The organism is Streptomyces sp. R21, assembly GCF_041051975.1.
Taxonomy (GTDB): domain Bacteria; phylum Actinomycetota; class Actinomycetes; order Streptomycetales; family Streptomycetaceae; genus Streptomyces.
Map to the genome: position 1 here is coordinate 5,851,425 of NZ_CP163435.1, position 15,779 is coordinate 5,867,203.

The window sequence follows — 15,779 nt, forward strand, 5'->3', positions numbered from 1 at the left end:
GTGATGGATTAAGTATCGTGCCCGGGTGCTGACTGTTACCTCTGTGAATGTGAACGGGCTCCGGGCCGCCGCCAAGAAGGGCTTCGTGGAGTGGCTCGCCGGGACCTCCGCGGACGTGCTGTGCCTGCAGGAGGTGCGGGCCGAACCCGGGCAGCTGACGGAGGACGTACGGGCGCCCGAGGGGTGGCACGTCGTCCACGCGCCCGCCGCCGCCAAGGGCCGCGCCGGGGTGTCCCTCTATACGCGGCGCGAGCCGGACCGGGTCCAGGTCGGGTTCGGGTCGGCGGAGTTCGACTCGAGCGGGCGCTACGTAGAGGTCGATCTGCCCGGCGTCACCGTCGCCAGCCTCTATCTGCCCTCCGGTGAGGTCGGGACCGAGCGGCAGGACGAGAAGGTCCGCTTCATGGAGGAGTTCCTCGGCTATCTGAAGGGGCTCCGGGAACGGGCGGCCGCCGACGGACGCGAGGTCGTGGTCTGCGGTGACTGGAACATCGCCCACCAGGAGGCCGACCTCAAGAACTGGCGCGGCAACAAGAAGAACTCCGGGTTCCTGCCCGAGGAGCGGGAGTGGCTGGGGGGCGTCCTCGACGTCGAGGAGGGCGGGTACGTCGATGTCGTGCGGGCGCTGCATCCCGATGTCGAGGGGCCGTACTCATGGTGGTCGTACCGCGGGCGGGCCTTCGACAACGACACGGGCTGGCGTATCGATTATCACGTGGCGACGCCCGGGCTCGCCGGCAAGGCCGTCAAGGGGTTCGTGGAGCGGGCGGCCACGCATGCGGAGCGGTGGTCGGACCACGCGCCGGTGACGGTGGTCTACGACCTGTAGGAAACCGGCGTCAGGAGCCGTTGTCCTCGGCCGCCAGGCGGCGGTCCAGGGCCAGCGAGAGTTCGGCGTCGACCACCGCTTTGGCGAGGGGGCGGAGCTGCTCGGGGTCCCTGCCGAGGGCGTGGGTGTGCAGCAGGGTGGTGAAGAGTTCGGCCATGGCGTCGACGTGCACGCGGACCTCGCGGCCGGCGGCCATGACCGCGGCGAGCGGGACGCCCGCGCGGACCAGCGCCGAGGATGCTTCGAGCAGGCGGCGGCTGATGTGGATGATCTCGTCGCCCTCCACCGCGAGGTAGCCGAGGTCCAGGGCGGCGGCCAGGTTCTCCGGGGTCACCTCGCCCGCGAAGTGGTCGGCGAGGGCTTCGGGGGTGAGGTGGACGGGGTTCTCCTCGCTGGGTGTCACCAGGCCGAGGGCCTCGCCGGCGTCCCGGCCGGACTCGAAGGCGGCGGTGAGGTCGGCGATGCCCGAGAGGGTGTGGCCGCGCTCCAGGAGGGCGGCGATGGTGCGCAGCCTGGCCAGGTGGTGGTGGTCGTACCAGGCGATCCTGCCCTCCCTGCGGGGTGCCGGGAGCAGGCCGCGCTCGCGGTAGAAGCGCAGGGTGCGGACCGTGATGCCCGCCTCCTTGGCCAGTTCCTCCATGCGGTACTCGAGTTTTTCCGATCCCTCAGCCACGTGCGCACCCTACGTCGTACCCCCGGTAACTTTCCTGGCCCCGCCCCCTACCCATCAGTACGGAGCTGCTCTACTCTCCCCATTGTGCCAGTATTCACTGGCAGAGTTGCGTGGGTCAGGGAGGCGTCGGGATGACCGAGCACGAGCATGTACGGGTGGCGGTGGTCGGGTCCGGGTTCGGGGGGCTGGGAGCCGCCGTACGACTGCGCCGCGAAGGTGTCACCGACTTCGTCGTCCTGGAACGGGCCGACAGTGTGGGCGGCACCTGGCGGGACAACAGCTATCCCGGGTGCGCGTGCGATGTGCCGTCGCATCTCTACTCGTTCTCGTTCGCGCCCAACCCGGACTGGCCGCGCACTTTCTCCGGGCAGGAGCACATCCGGGAGTACCTGGAGCACGTCGCCGACGTGTTCCGGCTGCGGTCACACCTGCGCTTCAACTCCGAAGTGAAGATGATGACCTGGGACGCCGAGAAGCTGCACTGGACGATCGAGACGACGAGCGGGACGCTGACCGCCGATGTCGTCGTCTCCGCCACCGGGCCGCTCTCCGATCCCAAGGTTCCGGATGTTCCGGGCATCGACTCCTTCCCCGGCAAGGTCTTCCACTCGGCCCGCTGGGACCACGACTACGACCTGCGCGGCAAGCGTGTCGCGATGATCGGCACCGGGGCGTCCGCGATCCAGATCGTGCCGTCCATCCAGCCGGACGTCTCCCGGCTCACCCTCTTCCAGCGCACCCCGCCGTGGGTGATGCCGCGCGTCGACCGCGCCATCAGCGGCGCCGAGCGGTGGCTGCACCGGCAGCTGCCCTTCACCACGCAGGCGCGGCGTGGGCTCCTGTGGGGCATCCGCGAGCTGCAGGTCCAGGCGTTCACCAAGCGGCCCAATGAGCTGGGCATGGTCGAGCGGCTGGCCAAGCGGAACATCGCCCGCGCCGTCAAGGACCCGGCGCTGCGCGCCAAGCTCACGCCCGACTACCGCATCGGCTGCAAGCGCATCCTGCTCTCCAACGCCTACTATCCGGCGCTCACGCAGCCCAACGTGGACGTGATCGCGAGCGGGCTCAGCGAGATCCGCGGCTCCACGCTCGTCGCCGCCGACGGCAGCGAGACCGAGGTCGACGCGATCATCTTCGGTACGGGCTTCCACGTCACCGACATGCCGATCGCCGACCGCGTCGTCGGGGCGGACGGCAGGACCCTCGCGGAGAGCTGGCAGGAGGGCATGAAGTCGCTGCGCGGCGCCACGGCGGCCGGGTTCCCGAACTGGATGACGATCATCGGGCCCAACACGGGCCTCGGGAACTCCTCCATGATCCTGATGATCGAGTCCCAGCTGAACTACCTGGCCGACTACGTACGGCAGCTCGACGTGCTCGGCGGGCGGGCGGCGCTCGACGCGCGACCGAGCGCCGTGAACGCCTGGAACCGGCGCGTGCAGGAACGTATGGAGCGCACGGTGTGGAACACCGGCGGCTGCACCAGCTGGTACCTCGACGCCAGTGGGCGCAACACCACCATCTGGCCGGGTACGACGACCGAGTTCCGGGGCGCCACGCGGCGCGTGGACCTCGGGGAGTACGAAGTGCTGCGAGCGCCCGCGCGCGAGCCCGCGCCCCGCGCCCCCCTGACCAAGAGCGCCCGCAAGAAGAAGGCGGAGGCCGGAGCATGAGCCGACTGATGCATGTGATGCACGGCCCGTACGCGCCGCCCGTGCCGGCGCGCGAGCTGGTCGCGGTCTCCGCGGACGGCGCGCGGCTGCACGTGGAGGTGCACGGCCCCGAACATGCGCCCGCTGTCGTCCTCTCGCACGGGTGGACCTGCTCGACCGCCTTCTGGGCGGCGCAGATCCGGGACCTCGCCGCCGATCACCGGGTGATCGCGTACGACCAGAGGGGGCACGGGCGCAGTCCCGCGAGCCCCGCGTGCACCACCGACGCGCTGGCGGACGACCTGGAGGCGGTGCTCGCGGCGACACTCGCGCCCGGTGAGAAGGCCGTGCTCGTGGGGCACTCCATGGGCGGGATGACGCTGATGGCCGCCTCCGCGCGGCCCCGCTTCCGGGAGCACGCGGCGGCCGCGCTGCTGTGCAGTACGGGCAGCTCGAAGCTGGTCGCCGAGTCGCTGGTGGTGCCGATGGGCGCCGGCCGGGTGCGGACCTGGCTCACCGGGAAGATCCTCGGCTCGCGGGCTCCGCTCGGGCCCGTCACGCCCGTGGCGCGCAGGATCCTCAAGTACGCGACCATGGGCCCCGGTTCGTCGCCGGTGATGGTGGAGGCGTGCGCCCGGGTGGTGCACGCGTGTCCGCGCGCCGTGCGGCACGCCTGGTCGCGGGTGCTGGAGCTGATCGACCTCGATTACGGCGTACGGGAGATGCAGGTGCCCACAGCCGTCGTCGCGGGCACGGCGGACCGGATGACCCCCGTGGTGCATGCGCGGGCGCTCGTCGCCGCGCTGCCGAACTGCGTCGGCAGCACCGAGCTCGCCGGGGTCGGGCACATGACGCCGGTGGAGGCGCCGGAGCTGGTCGGCTCGCGCATTCGGGAACTCGTGGCCGCGTACGCCGTGGGCACGGAGGGTGCGCCGGGCGCGGGAGGCCCGGCAAGCGCGGGCGCCGCAAAGGGCGTACAGGCCGCGGAGATGGCGGAGAACGCTGAGATCGCGGAGAACGCTGAGATCGCGGAAAACGCAGAGATCAAGGAGGGCGCATGAGCAAGGTGAGCCTCGAAGGACAGGTCGCGGTCGTCACAGGGGGCGCGCGCGGTGTCGGCGAGCTCCTGGCGCGCAAGCTCTCCGCGCGCGGCGCGAAGATCGCGCTGGTCGGGCTGGAGCCGGACGAGCTCAAGCAGGTCTCGGAGCGGCTGCACAGCGACAGCCACTACTGGCACGCCGACGTCACCGACCACGAGGCGATGGCCCGGGTCGCCGAGGAGGTCAAGCAGCGGTTCGGGAAGGTGGACATCGTCGTCGCGAACGCCGGGGTGGCGAGCGGCGGTCCGTTCGTCGACTCCGACCCGGTCGCCTGGCGGCGGGTCATCGAGGTCAACCTGATCGGATCCGCGGTGACCGCGCGGGCCTTCCTGCCCGTCCTGATGGAGAGCCGCGGCTATCTGCTGCAGATCGCCTCGCTCGCCGCGATCACCCCGGCCCCCATGATGACGGCGTACTGCGCGTCCAAGTCGGGCGTGGAGGCGTTCGCGCACAGCCTGCGCGCCGAGGTCGGCTACAAGGGCGTACGCGTAGGGGTCGGCTATCTGTCCTGGACCGACACCGACATGGTGCGCGGGGCCGACCAGAACGACGTGATGCGCGAACTGCGGCAGCGGCTGCCGTGGCCGTCCAACAAGACGTATCCGCTGGGGCCGGCCGTCGACCGCATCGTCGCCGGGATCGAGCGGCGGTCCAGCCATGTGTACGCGCAGTGGTGGCTGCGCGGGATGCAGGGGGTACGCGGGTATCTGCCGGGGATCATCGGGGCGGTCGGGCAGCGGGAGATGCGGCGGTTCGAGCCTCGGCTCGGCAGCGTCTCGACGGGGCTCGTCGGCGCCGGCGGGGCCGCCGACGAGGGGGAGCGCGGGGCCCATTCTCACAGTGAGTAACTGGTCGAAATGCGTGCTTTATTCGCCCGTGTAAGTCTGGTCGAGCCCAATCCCCTCACCCGCAAACGGGAGTGAACTTCCATGGGTATGAAGGACCAGTTCCAGGACAAGGCCGAGCAGATGCGCGGCAAGGCCAAGCAGAAGCAGGGCCAGGCCCCGGACGAGGCGCTTGAGCGTTCGCAGCCGATGCGTGACGAGGCTCAGCGCGGTCAGCAGCAGCGTGGTCAGCAGTCGCGTGAGCGTGGTGACCAGGACACGCAGCGGGCCATGCAGGAGGAGCAGGACCGGTTCGACCAGGACTACGACGTGTAGTTGCACTTGGCTTGAGCCAATCGTGGGGCGCCCTCTGTTTGTAGAGGGCGCCCCACTCTGGTGTCTGAACCCAACTCGGCTGCCCCTGAACCCTGGTTGCATGGCGCCCGGCGCTGCAGGCTGTGCCCACCCTTCCCCACTCTCGGCTTCGCTCGAGCGGGGGGACCCCCATCGCCCTGCGGAACGACTGCCCACAGCGGTAGCCCTGCGGAACGCCTGCCCACAGCCAGGCCGACCGGCTACCGCGGCGGCAATTTCGGCCGCGTTCTCGCCGGGACGTTGCCGTAATCCGGCGGAGTGGCCGCCGGTTGCGTCGTCAGGAGGTCCAGGGACAGTTGGATGGCGTCGTCCAGTTGGGCGTGGCGGCCCTCGGCCCAGTCGAGGGGGGTGCGGAGGATCTCCAGATCCGGGGTGACGCCGCGGTTCTCGATGGTCCAGCCGTACGCGTCGAACCAGGCGGCGTTCATGGGGACCGTGATGACGGTGCCGTCGCCGAGCTGGTGGCGGCCGGTCATGCCGACGACTCCGCCCCAGGTGCGCTGGCCGACCACGGGACCCAGTTTCAGGAGCTTGAAGGCCGCCGTGATCATGTCGCCGTCGGACGAGGTCGCTTCGTCGGCGAGGGCGACGACCGGGCCGCGCGGCGCGTTCGAGGCGTACGACACCGGCTGGGCGTTGCGGGTCAGGTCCCAGCCCAGGATGGTGCGGGTCAGCTTCTCGATCACCAGCTCGCTGATGTGGCCGCCCGCGTTGCCGCGTACGTCGACGATGAGGGCCGGGCGGGAGACCTCCAGCCGCAGGTCACGGTTGAACTGGGCCCAGCCCGAGCCGCCCATGTCCGGGATGTGCAGGTAGCCGCAGCGGCCGCCGCTCAACTCCCGTACGACCTCGCGGCGTTTGGCCACCCAGTCCTGGTAGCGCAGCGGGCGTTCGTCGATCAGCGGGACCACCGCCACCCGGCGTGGGCGGCCCTCGCCCTCCGCCGGGGTGAACGTCAGCTCCACCGTCGTACCGCCCGCGCCCGCGAGCAGCGGGTAGGGCCCCGTGACCGGATCCACCGGGCGGCCGTCGACATGGGTGAGCACTGCGCCCTCCCGGATCCCCGTACCGGCCAGCGGGGAGCGGGCCTTGGAGTCGGAGGAGTCGCCGGGGAGGATCCGCTTGAGCATCCAACTCCCGTCGCGTCGCACGAAGTTGGCGCCGAGCAGACCCTGCCAGCGCTGGTAGTGCGCCGGGCCCTCGTTGCGGCGGGCGGCCGACACGTACGCGTGCGAGGTGCCGAGTTCGCCGAGCACCTCGCGCAGCAGATCCGCGAACTCGTCCGGCGACGCGACCCGTTCGACCAGCGGGCGGTACTGCTCGAGGACCGCGTCCCAGTCGATGCCGCACATGTGCGGTTCCCAGAAGTAGGCGCGGATGATGCGGCCCGCCTCCGCGTACGCCTGCCGCCACTCGGCCGGCGGGTCGACCTCGTGCAGGACGCGGCGCAGGTCGATCCAGACCGTGGAGTCGCCGTCGCCGGACTCGGTGGAGGGGACGGCCCGCAGGTCGCCCTCGTCGACGACGACCAGTCGGCTGCCGTCGCCGCTCACCGCGAACCAGTCGAGGTGGTCGACGAGTTCGGACTTCTTCGCCTTGCTGATGTTGAAGTATTCGAGGGTCGGCCGTCCGGAGGTGTCGGCCGGGTTCGCGAAGGTCTCGCCCAGCGCGCCGGAGATCGGCCAGCGCAGCCAGACCAGACCGCCGCCCGAAACCGGGTACAGCGCCGAGTACTTGGAGGCGGTGACCGGGAACGGTGTCACCCGGGCTTCCAGGCCTTCGAGTTCCACGGTCGCCGTGGAGCCGTCGCCGGGCTCGTCCTCGACCGGGTCCAGGCCTCCGGCGACCGGGCGCCCGTCCGGGTTGAGCGCGAAGGGCGAGGGCGTGGCGGAGGACAGCGGGACGAGGTAGGGGCGGCAGCCCAGCGGGAAGGAGAGGTCGCCGGTGTGGACGTCGTAGACCGGGTCGAAGCCGCGCCACGACAGGAACGCCAGATAGCGGCCGTCGCGGGTGAAGACCGGGTTCTCGTCCTCGAAGCGGCCGTCGGTGACGTCGACGATCAGCTGGTCGCCCGTTCCCGTCCGGGAGATCCGGGCCATCTTGATCTGGCGCAGCGAGCGGCCGATGCCCGGGTGCGACCAGGTCAGCCATGCGCCGTCCGGCGAGAACGAGAGGTCCCGCACCGGCCCGTTGATGGACCGGATCAGCTCGGTCACCTCGCCTCCCCCGGACTTCGTCCGGGAGGGGCCCCCAGAGTCCTCGGTCGCGTCGATGAGGAGCAGTCGCCCGTCGTTGGACGCGATGGCTAGCCGTTCGCCCTGCGGGTCCGACACGAGTTCCTGTACGCGGCCGAGGCCCCCGGAGGCCAGCCGGCGCGGTGCGCGGTCGCCGGTCGCGCGTGGCAGGTAGGCGATCTCGACCGCGTCCTCGCCCTCCGCGTCCGTGACATAGGCGACCTGGCCGCCCGAACCGAGCATCTCCGGGAGCCGGACGCGCACCCCCGGGGTGTCGACGATGGTGCGTGCGGGCCCGTCGCGGTGGGTGAGCCAGTAGAGGCTGCCGCGGACGACGACGGCGCTGGCCCGGCCCGTCTCGTCCACGGAGATGCCGTCGACGTGCTGGGCCGCCGGGACCTGGTACGTACGCCGTCCCGCGCGCGGCCCGCCGAGCCGTACGTCGAGGCGGCGCGGCACCGAGTCCGCGTCCAGGTCGTCGACGATCCACAGGTCGCCCGCGCACTGGTAGACGACGCGGCTGCCGTCGGAGGAGGCGTGCCGGGCGTAGAACGCGTCGTGGTCGGTGTGCCGGCGCAGGTCCGAGCCGTCGTGCGCGCAGGAGTACAGGTTGCCGATGCCCTCGTGGTCGGAGAGGAAGGCGATGCGGCCGCCGACGAACATGGGGGAGTGGAGGTGGCCTTCGAGGTCGCCGAGGAGCCGCTGCCCGTGCAGCCAGAGGCGGCCGGTCGCACCGCCCCGGTAGCGCTTCCAGGCGGCCGGTTCGTGCGGCGGGGTGCCGGTGAGCAGCAGGGTCCTGCGCTCGCCGTCGAGGTCGGCGACGGCGATGTCGGAGACCGGTCCCCAGGGCAGCCGGCCGCCGGGGTCGCCGTCGACAGGCACGCTGTAGGCCCAGGTGAAGTACGAGAAGGGCTGGCCGTGCGAGGCGACGGCGAGGATGTCGCCGTCCGGGGACCAGCCGCAGACCTGGGTGTCGGCGCTGCCCCAGTAGGTGAGCCGCCGCTCCGGTCCGCCGTCCACCGGCGCGAGATGGATCTCCGGGACGAAGCTGCGCCAGCTCGTGTACGCGATGTGCCGGCCGTCGGGCGAGAAGCGCGGGTGGCCGACCTTGGTGCGGTCGACGGTGAGCCGCCAGGCGCGGCCGGGGCCGTCCAGCGGGGCCACCCAGAGGTCGTCCTCGGCCGCGAAACACAGCCGGTCGCCACTGAGGTGGGGGAAGCGGAGGTAGCCGGGGGCGTTCTCGTACGGTTCGCTCGCGTCGCTCACCTACTCATGCTTTTCCGGGAGACGGCCCCGGGCAACTTATGAAATATCGACAGGGGTGACTCAGGACACGTACGAAACGGTTTCGTTTCGCAAGCTCTAAGGGTATCTTCATAGGCGTACGGAACCGTGTCGTTCGGAGATTCCCTCCGGGCGCGCAGGAGCAGGAAGGTGAGTGGCATGGCTGAAGTCGCAACGGCGCGTCGCAGTCGCATCACGCCCGAGCGTGAGGCCGAGCTGTACGCGGCCGTGCTCGACCTGCTCCGTGAAGTCGGCTACGACGCCCTGACCATGGACGCCGTCGCCGCCCGGACGCGTTCCAGCAAGGCGACGCTCTACCGCCAGTGGGGCGGCAAGGCCGAGCTGGTCGCGAAGGCGGTTCGGCACAACAAGCCGGGCGGCCTCGGCCTCGGCGAGCTCGACACCGGGTCGCTCAAGGGTGATCTGCACGCCCTCACCCTGAAGTCGGACGACTGCGAGATGGAGCAGAACTCCGCGCTGATGCGGGGTCTGGCCATGGCGGTCCACGGCAACCCGGATCTCCTGAAGGCGTTCCGGGCGCATCTCATCGAGCCGGAGATGGCGGAGTTCCGCCGCGTGGTGCAGCGGGCGGTCGACCGGGGCGAGGTCGCCGCGGACAACCCGGCGATCGACTTCATGATGCACATGATGATCGGCGGGTTCGCCGCCCGCACCATGATCGACGAGAAGCCGCCGACCCAGGCCTTCCTCCTGTCGTACATCGACGCCGTGGTCCTCCCCGCCCTCGGCGTCCGGTGAATCCCCGAATCCCCTTGGCTCTCAGCCAGTTCCCCTAGTCCCACCAGTTCCACGAGTACCTGACGTCACCGCTCAAGTCGTCGGGACGGTCTCCCCTGCCTCCCCGCAGAGCTGATCACCCCTGCCCAGAACAACCCCCACGACCTGACCGGGAGTACGTCTTCGTGGCCACGTTCCTCTATAAACTCGGCCGACTCGCCTTCCGGCGACGGCACTTCGTCGCCCTGATATGGGTGGCGCTGCTGACGCTCGCGGGCGTCGGTGCCGCCTCCGCGCCCACCGCGGGCGCCAGCTCCTTCTCCGTTCCCGGCACCGAGGCGCAGAAGGCCTTCGACCTGCTGGAGAGCCGCTTCCCCGGGATGACCGCGGACGGCGCGACCGCGCGGGTCGTGTTCAAGGCGCCGAGCGGCGAGAAGATGACGGACGCGGCCAACAAGGCCGCCGTCAAGAAGACCGTCAAGGCCCTGGGCGACGGCTCGGAGGTCACCTCCGTCACCGACCCCTACACGTCGCACTCCGTCTCCAAGAACGGGACGATCGCGTACGCGGAGGTCAGGTACGACGTCTCCGGCATGGAGCTGAAGGACGCCTCCAAGGACGCCCTGAAGGAGGCCGCCGCCGACGCGCGGAGCACCGGACTGACCGTCGAGGTCGGCGGTGACGCGCTCCAGGCCGTGCCCGAGACCGGGTCCAGCGAGGTCATCGGCATCGCGATCGCCGCGGTCGTCCTCGTCATCACCTTCGGCTCGCTGATCGCGGCCGGGCTGCCGCTGCTGACGGCGCTGATCGGCGTGGGCATCGGCGTCTCGACGATCACCGCCCTGGCGAAGGCGCTCGACCTCGGCTCCACCACCTCCACGCTCGCGATGATGATCGGCCTCGCGGTCGGCATCGACTACGCCCTCTTCATCGTCTCCCGCTACCGCGCCGAACTGGCCGAGGGCCGTGAGCGCGAGGAAGCGGCGGGCCGGGCGGTCGGCACGGCGGGCTCCGCCGTCGTCTTCGCCGGTCTGACGGTGGTCATCGCCCTGGTCGGCCTGGCGGTCGTCAACATCCCGATGCTCACCAAGATGGGCGTCGCGGCCGCGGGCACGGTCGCCATCGCCGTCCTCATCGCGCTCACCATGATCCCGGCGCTGCTCGGCTACGCGGGCCGCAAGGTGAAGCCCGCGGGCGAGAAGAGCAAGCTGCTCGGTGGCTCCCGTGCGGCGAGGAAGGCCGCGAAGAACCCGGGCAAGCCGAACATGGGCACGCGCTGGGCGAGCTTCGTCGTACGGCGTCCGGTCGCCGTCCTCCTCCTCGGCGTCGTCGGCCTCGGTGCCGCCGCCATCCCCGCCTCCTCGCTGGAGCTGGGCCTGCCGGACGACGGCTCGCAGCCGACGTCCACGACGCAGCGCCGCGCCTACGACCTGCTGTCGGACGGCTTCGGCCCCGGCTTCAACGGTCCGCTCCTCGTCGTCGTCGACGCGAAGGCGAGCAAGGACCCGGACGCGGCGTTCACCAAGGTCAGCGACGAGATCAAGGACCTCAAGGGGGTCGTGACGGTGACCCCGCCGGCGCCCAACAAGGCCGGCGACACCGCGACGATCAGCGTCATCCCGAAGTCGAAGCCGTCGTCCACGGGGACCGAGGACCTGGTCCACGCCATCCGTGACGCGGGCGGTGAGATCAAGGCCGACACAGACGCGAGCACGCTCGTCACCGGCTCCACGGCGATGAACATCGACGTCTCGCAGAAGCTGAACGACGCGCTGATCCCGTACCTGATCCTGGTGGTCGGCCTGGCCTTCCTTCTGCTGATCGTGGTCTTCCGCTCGATCCTCGTCCCGCTGAAGGCGGCGCTCGGCTTCCTGCTGAGCGTGATGGCGGCCCTGGGCGCCGTGGTCGCGGTCTTCCAGTGGGGCTGGCTGTCCGGCCTGCTGGGCGTCGAGGAGACCGGCCCGGTCATGTCGATGATGCCGATCTTCATGGTGGGTGTCGTCTTCGGTCTCGCCATGGACTACGAGGTGTTCCTCGTGACCCGGATGCGGGAGGCGTACGTCCACGGGGAGAAGCCCAGCCAGGCCGTCGTGACCGGCTTCAAGTACGGGGCCCGGGTGGTCACGGCCGCCGCCGTCATCATGATCGCCGTCTTCTCCGGCTTCATCGGCTCCAGCGAGTCGATGATCAAGATGATCGGCTTCGGCCTCGCGATCGCCGTCTTCTTCGACGCGTTCGTCGTCCGCATGGCCATCGTCCCGGCCGTCCTCGCCCTGCTGGGCAAGAAGGCCTGGTGGCTGCCGAAGTGGCTCGACCGCGCCCTGCCGAACGTCGACGTCGAGGGCGAGGGGCTGCGCGCCCACGACCGCCCGAAGGACGGCGACACGGACGAGGACCGGGAGTTGGTACGGGTCTGATCCCGCCCCGCTGATACGAGAAGGGTGCCCCGCTGCTCGGCGGGGCGCCCTTCCGCGCACCACCCGGAATTCGTTCGTGACGGATGTATCGGGCAGCTAGCCTGCGTTTCATGACGTCTTCCGAAGCAGGAGCCCACCCCCTTTTCGCCGAAGCCCTTCGCGAGCTGGGTCTCGACGAACTGCCCTCGCAGGTCCGGCACTTCCCGGAAGGCGCCCGCACCGCCGCCGAGGCCGCCGCCGCGATCGGCTGCGAACTGAGCCAGATCTGCAAGTCGTTGATCTTCGCGGCGGACGGCGTGCCGGTGCTCGTCCTCATGGACGGCGCGTCCCGCGTGGACGTGGAACTCGTCCGGCAGGAGCTCGGCGTCGAGAAGGTCACGCGGGCCAAGGTCGATGTCGTACGGGAGACGACCGGGTACGCCATCGGAGGCGTGCCGCCCTTCGGGCACCGGACGAGGACCCGGGTGCTCGCGGACCGTTCGCTGCTGGACCACGACGTGGTGTGGGCGGCGGCCGGGACCCCGCACGCCGTGTTCCCGATGGAGCCGAAGGCGCTGATCGCGCACGCCGGCGCCACCCTCGTGGACGTGCGCGAGCAGACCCCGTGACACCCCTGGTGACCGTGGCGGTGCTGCTCGCCGCGGTCACGCACGCCAGCTGGAACGCCCTGGCGCACCACATCACCGACAAGCTGGTCGGCTTCACGCTGATCGCGGGCGGCGGGTCGCTGATCGGGATCGCGATGGCCCCCTTCGTGGCGATCCCGGCGGCCGGGGCGTGGCCGTATCTGATCGCGTCCGCCGTCATCCATGTCGCGTACTACGTGCTGCTCATGCGGTCCTTCCGGCTCGGGGACTTCGGGCAGGCGTACCCGATCGCGCGCGGGACCGCGCCGCTGGTCGTCACCCTCCTCGCGGCGCTGTTCGCGCACGAGGTGCCCGACGGCTGGGCGGCGGCGGGCATCACCGTGTCCTGCGCGGGGCTGACCGGGGTGGCGCTGTGGGGGCTGCGCGGGGGCCGTCCGAACTGGGCGGCGATCGGGGCGGCGCTGGCGACGGGGCTGACGATCGCCGCGTACACCGTGGTCGACGGGCTCGGGGTGCGGGCGTCGGGCTCCTCGCTCGGGTACATCGCGTGGCTGATGGCGATCGAGGGCCTGGTCGTCCCGGCATACGCGATCCACCGGTGGCGCGGTGAGACCGTGGCCGTGCTGCGGCCCCACGCCGCCCTCGGCTTCCTCGGAGCGGCGCTCTCCGTCGCGGCGTACGGGCTGGTCCTGTGGGCCCAGACCAGGGCGGAGCTGGCCCCGATCGCCGCGCTGCGCGAGTCCTCGATCATCGTGGGTGCCGCCATCGGCGCCGTCTTCTTCAAGGAACGCTTCGGGGCGCCCCGGATCGCCGCGGCCGGGCTGCTGGTCGTGGGGATCGGGCTGATGCTGCACGCGGGATAGCGGGACGTTCCGGGGGTTCGCCGGGGCGCCGGGCCGTGCATCGGCCGTGCATCGGGAGGCCCGGAGGAGCACTCTGGAAGCAGCGGTTTCGGAGGTGATCGTCATGACGCACACCGCTGTGGGATGGCATGTGGAGCTGGAGTTCCAGGAGGACGACCAGCGCACCCGGGCGGCGGCCCTCGTACGGCTGCCCGACGGGAAAGAGGTGCGGGCGCACGGCTACGCCAGCCGTCACCGTTCCGACGAGAATCAGCCGAGGGTCGGCGAGGAGATCGCGGGAGCCCGCGCGCTCAACGAACTCGCGATGCAGTTGCTGACCAAGGCGCACGAGGAGATAGACGAGGTGTCGGGGAGGACCTCTCATTCCCTGAGCGTCTGAATGTCCGAGCGGCCGACGGCACGACCCGCTCAGACAGCGGCCCGTACCGCCCGCACCAGCGCCTGTGCCCGCGGGTCCGCCGTCACGCTCTTGCGGAACCCGTTCGTGACGTAGCCGAAGGCGATGCCCGACTCGGGGTCGGCGAAGCCGAGGGCGCCGCCCCGGCCCGGGTGGCCGAAGGAGCCTGCGCCGAGGAGGGGCGAGGCCGTGCCGTGGAGCATGTAGCCGAGGCCGAAGCGGGTGTTCACCACCAGGACGCGGTCGGGGCCGGCGGAGGCCTCGGCGCGCGCCAGGTCCACCGTCTGCGGGGCCAGCAGCCGTATGCCGTCGACCTCGCCGGTCAGGGCGGCGTAGAAGCGGGCCAGGCCGTCCGCGGTGGCGATGCCGTTGGAGGCGGGCAGGACGGCGGCGCGATAGGCGGGGTCGTTCTCGTCCGGCAGCGGGGTGATCGCGGCGAAGGCGCGGCGGGTGAGGGAGGACGGGTCGGCGTAGGCCTCGGTGACCGACCGCTTGGGGCGGGCCTTCAGGGCGCCGTCCGACGCGGGGGCCTCGATCTGGCCGACCCGGCCCACGCGGGGCGCCTGCGCGTCCGGCAGACCGACCCACAGGTCCAGGCCCAGCGGCCCGGAGATCTCGTCCGCGATCCACTCGCCGATCGTCCGGTCCGTGACACGCCGGACCAGCTCGTTCGTCAGCCAGCTGTACGTCTGTGCGTGGTAGCCGTGGTCGGTGCCGGGCTCCCAGGCGGGTGCCTGCGTGGCGATCGCGGTGGCCGCGAAGTCCGGGTCGGCGGCCTCGGCCGGCGTCAGCGGACGGTCGAGGACGGGCACCCCGGCGCGGTGCGCGAGCACGTGCCGGACCAGCGTCCGCTCCTTGCCGTACGCCTTGAACTCCGGCCAGTAGCGGCCCATCGGCGCGTCCAGGTCCAGCTGCCCGCGCTCCACGAGCATCAGCAGTACGGCGGTGGCGACACCCTTCGTCGCGGAGCGCACGATCTGCGCGGTGCCCCGCTCCCAGGGCTCGGCGCCGGCGCCGTCGACGGACTTCGTGCCGCCCCACAGGTCCACGACCTTGCGCCCGTCCCGGTACACGGCGACGGCCGCGCCCCGGTCCCCGAGCACCTCGAAGTTCCGTACGAACGCATCCCTGACCGGCTCGAAGCCCTCGGCCACTGTGCCGTTCACGTCCACGCCCGTACTCCCGTCCAGTTCGCCTACGACAGTGGTTGTAACACCCAGCCGCCGCCTGCGATTCCCAGGCCCTCGGTGGCTCAGCCCAGCAGGACCGTGACGTCGATGTTGCCCCGGGTCGCGTTCGAGTAGGGGCAGACCTCGTGGGCCGCGTCGACGAGCTTGGACGCGAGATCCTGGTCCAGTACCGGGAGGGAGACGCTGAGGGCGACCGCGAGGCCGTAGCCGCGCTGCTTGTTGGGGCCGATGCCGACCTTCGCGGCGACGGTGGAGCCGGACAGGTCGTAGCCCGCGCGGCGGCCGACGAGGACGAGCGCGTTGTGGAAGCAGGCGCTGAACCCGGCCGCGAACAGCTGCTCCGGGTTCGTGCCGTTGCCGTCCCCGCCGAGCGCGTGCGGCATCGCGACCCGCAGCTCCAACTGGCCGTCCTGGCTGGTCACATAGCCGTCGCGGCCGCCGTGGGCGGTGGCCTCGGCGACGTACATGATCTTCGTCGGACGGGTGTCGACGGCGGTGCCGTCACTCATCGCTGAACCTCCCCCGGAGCGGGCAATGCAGGAACCTGCAACACAAGAGCGTGCAAGTACATCGTGCACAAGGTACCGGCCGGTAGGTTCATCGGTCATGCCCAGGG

14 protein-coding genes are annotated in these 15,779 nt (G+C 71.0%); 10 read left to right on the forward strand and 4 right to left on the reverse strand.

Annotated features, from left to right (window positions below; genetic code table 11):
- Positions 1–25: 25 nt before the first annotated feature.
- On the forward strand, positions 26–829 hold the full coding sequence (locus AB5J56_RS26270) for an exodeoxyribonuclease III (protein ID WP_369235593.1): 804 nt from the start codon (positions 26–28) through the stop codon (positions 827–829).
- A 10-nt stretch (positions 830–839) separates the two neighbouring features.
- Here the strand turns inward: AB5J56_RS26270 and AB5J56_RS26275 are convergent, their stop codons facing one another.
- The gene (locus AB5J56_RS26275; RefSeq protein ID WP_369242791.1) at positions 840–1,469 is read right to left on the reverse strand and encodes a MerR family transcriptional regulator; all 630 of its coding nucleotides are present in this window, start codon (positions 1,467–1,469) and stop codon (positions 840–842) included.
- A 164-nt stretch (positions 1,470–1,633) separates the two neighbouring features.
- Between AB5J56_RS26275 and AB5J56_RS26280 the strand changes: the two genes are divergently transcribed.
- The 4 genes from AB5J56_RS26280 to AB5J56_RS26295 all read left to right on the forward strand — a co-directional run bounded on the left by AB5J56_RS26280 (position 1,634) and on the right by AB5J56_RS26295 (position 5,414).
- Entirely contained in the window at positions 1,634–3,175 is a 1,542-nt protein-coding gene (locus AB5J56_RS26280; protein WP_369235595.1) for a flavin-containing monooxygenase, read from the forward strand.
- Positions 3,172–4,215 carry an alpha/beta fold hydrolase gene (locus AB5J56_RS26285; protein ID WP_369235597.1) on the forward strand — a complete coding sequence of 348 codons (1,044 nt, stop codon included), beginning with the start codon at positions 3,172–3,174 and terminating at the stop codon, positions 4,213–4,215. The genes AB5J56_RS26280 and AB5J56_RS26285 overlap by 4 nt, the downstream gene beginning before the upstream one ends.
- A complete protein-coding gene (locus tag AB5J56_RS26290; RefSeq protein WP_369235599.1) occupies positions 4,212–5,102 on the forward strand; it encodes an SDR family oxidoreductase in 891 nt (296 codons plus the stop codon). The genes AB5J56_RS26285 and AB5J56_RS26290 overlap by 4 nt, the downstream gene beginning before the upstream one ends.
- Before the next feature lie 81 nt (positions 5,103–5,183).
- Entirely contained in the window at positions 5,184–5,414 is a 231-nt protein-coding gene (locus AB5J56_RS26295) for a hypothetical protein (protein WP_369235601.1), read from the forward strand.
- 239 nt (positions 5,415–5,653) lie between these two features.
- On the opposite strand, the gene AB5J56_RS26300 is transcribed toward AB5J56_RS26295, so the two are convergent.
- Positions 5,654–8,953: a S41 family peptidase gene (locus AB5J56_RS26300; RefSeq protein ID WP_369235602.1), complete on the reverse strand. Its 3,300-nt coding sequence runs from the start codon at positions 8,951–8,953 to the stop codon at positions 5,654–5,656.
- 177 nt (positions 8,954–9,130) lie between these two features.
- On the opposite strand from AB5J56_RS26300, the gene AB5J56_RS26305 reads away from it, so the two are divergent.
- The 5 genes from AB5J56_RS26305 (at position 9,131) to AB5J56_RS26325 (ending at position 13,955) form a co-directional block, all read left to right on the forward strand.
- Positions 9,131–9,730, forward strand: coding sequence for a TetR/AcrR family transcriptional regulator (locus tag AB5J56_RS26305; protein WP_369235604.1), 600 nt, complete (start codon positions 9,131–9,133; stop codon positions 9,728–9,730).
- A gap of 164 nt (positions 9,731–9,894) precedes the next feature.
- The gene (locus AB5J56_RS26310) at positions 9,895–12,126 is read left to right on the forward strand and encodes an MMPL family transporter (RefSeq protein WP_369235606.1); all 2,232 of its coding nucleotides are present in this window, start codon (positions 9,895–9,897) and stop codon (positions 12,124–12,126) included.
- 110 nt (positions 12,127–12,236) lie between these two features.
- The gene (locus tag AB5J56_RS26315; RefSeq protein ID WP_369235608.1) at positions 12,237–12,734 is read left to right on the forward strand and encodes a YbaK/EbsC family protein; all 498 of its coding nucleotides are present in this window, start codon (positions 12,237–12,239) and stop codon (positions 12,732–12,734) included.
- Positions 12,731–13,576 (forward strand): EamA family transporter, encoded by an 846-nt coding sequence (locus AB5J56_RS26320; RefSeq protein WP_369235610.1) that lies wholly within the window; start codon positions 12,731–12,733, stop codon positions 13,574–13,576. The genes AB5J56_RS26315 and AB5J56_RS26320 overlap by 4 nt, the downstream gene beginning before the upstream one ends.
- 103 nt (positions 13,577–13,679) lie before the next feature.
- A complete protein-coding gene (locus AB5J56_RS26325) occupies positions 13,680–13,955 on the forward strand; it encodes a DUF1876 domain-containing protein (RefSeq protein ID WP_369235612.1) in 276 nt (91 codons plus the stop codon).
- Positions 13,956–13,984: 29 nt separating this feature from the next.
- On the opposite strand, the gene AB5J56_RS26330 is transcribed toward AB5J56_RS26325, so the two are convergent.
- Positions 13,985–15,145: a serine hydrolase domain-containing protein gene (locus tag AB5J56_RS26330; RefSeq protein ID WP_369235614.1), complete on the reverse strand. Its 1,161-nt coding sequence runs from the start codon at positions 15,143–15,145 to the stop codon at positions 13,985–13,987.
- An 80-nt stretch (positions 15,146–15,225) separates the two neighbouring features.
- A complete protein-coding gene (locus tag AB5J56_RS26335; protein WP_369235616.1) occupies positions 15,226–15,672 on the reverse strand; it encodes an organic hydroperoxide resistance protein in 447 nt (148 codons plus the stop codon).
- Positions 15,673–15,779 lie beyond the last annotated feature (107 nt).

Bases quoted from the DNA above. Each gene is read 5' to 3' on its own strand.
- AB5J56_RS26280 (WP_369235595.1), top strand. From the start codon at position 1,634: ATGACCGAGCACGAGCATGTACGGGTGGCGGTGGTCGGGTCCGGGTTC.
- AB5J56_RS26285 (WP_369235597.1), top strand. From the start codon at position 3,172: ATGAGCCGACTGATGCATGTGATGCACGGCCCGTACGCGCCGCCCGTG.
- AB5J56_RS26275 (WP_369242791.1), bottom strand. From the start codon at position 1,469: ATGGAGGAACTGGCCAAGGAGGCGGGCATCACGGTCCGCACCCTGCGC.
- AB5J56_RS26325 (WP_369235612.1), top strand. From the start codon at position 13,680: ATGACGCACACCGCTGTGGGATGGCATGTGGAGCTGGAGTTCCAGGAG.
- AB5J56_RS26305 (WP_369235604.1), top strand. From the start codon at position 9,131: ATGGCTGAAGTCGCAACGGCGCGTCGCAGTCGCATCACGCCCGAGCGT.
- AB5J56_RS26295 (WP_369235601.1), top strand. From the start codon at position 5,184: ATGGGTATGAAGGACCAGTTCCAGGACAAGGCCGAGCAGATGCGCGGC.
- AB5J56_RS26315 (WP_369235608.1), top strand. From the start codon at position 12,237: ATGACGTCTTCCGAAGCAGGAGCCCACCCCCTTTTCGCCGAAGCCCTT.
- AB5J56_RS26335 (WP_369235616.1), bottom strand. From the start codon at position 15,672: ATGAGTGACGGCACCGCCGTCGACACCCGTCCGACGAAGATCATGTAC.
- AB5J56_RS26290 (WP_369235599.1), top strand. From the start codon at position 4,212: ATGAGCAAGGTGAGCCTCGAAGGACAGGTCGCGGTCGTCACAGGGGGC.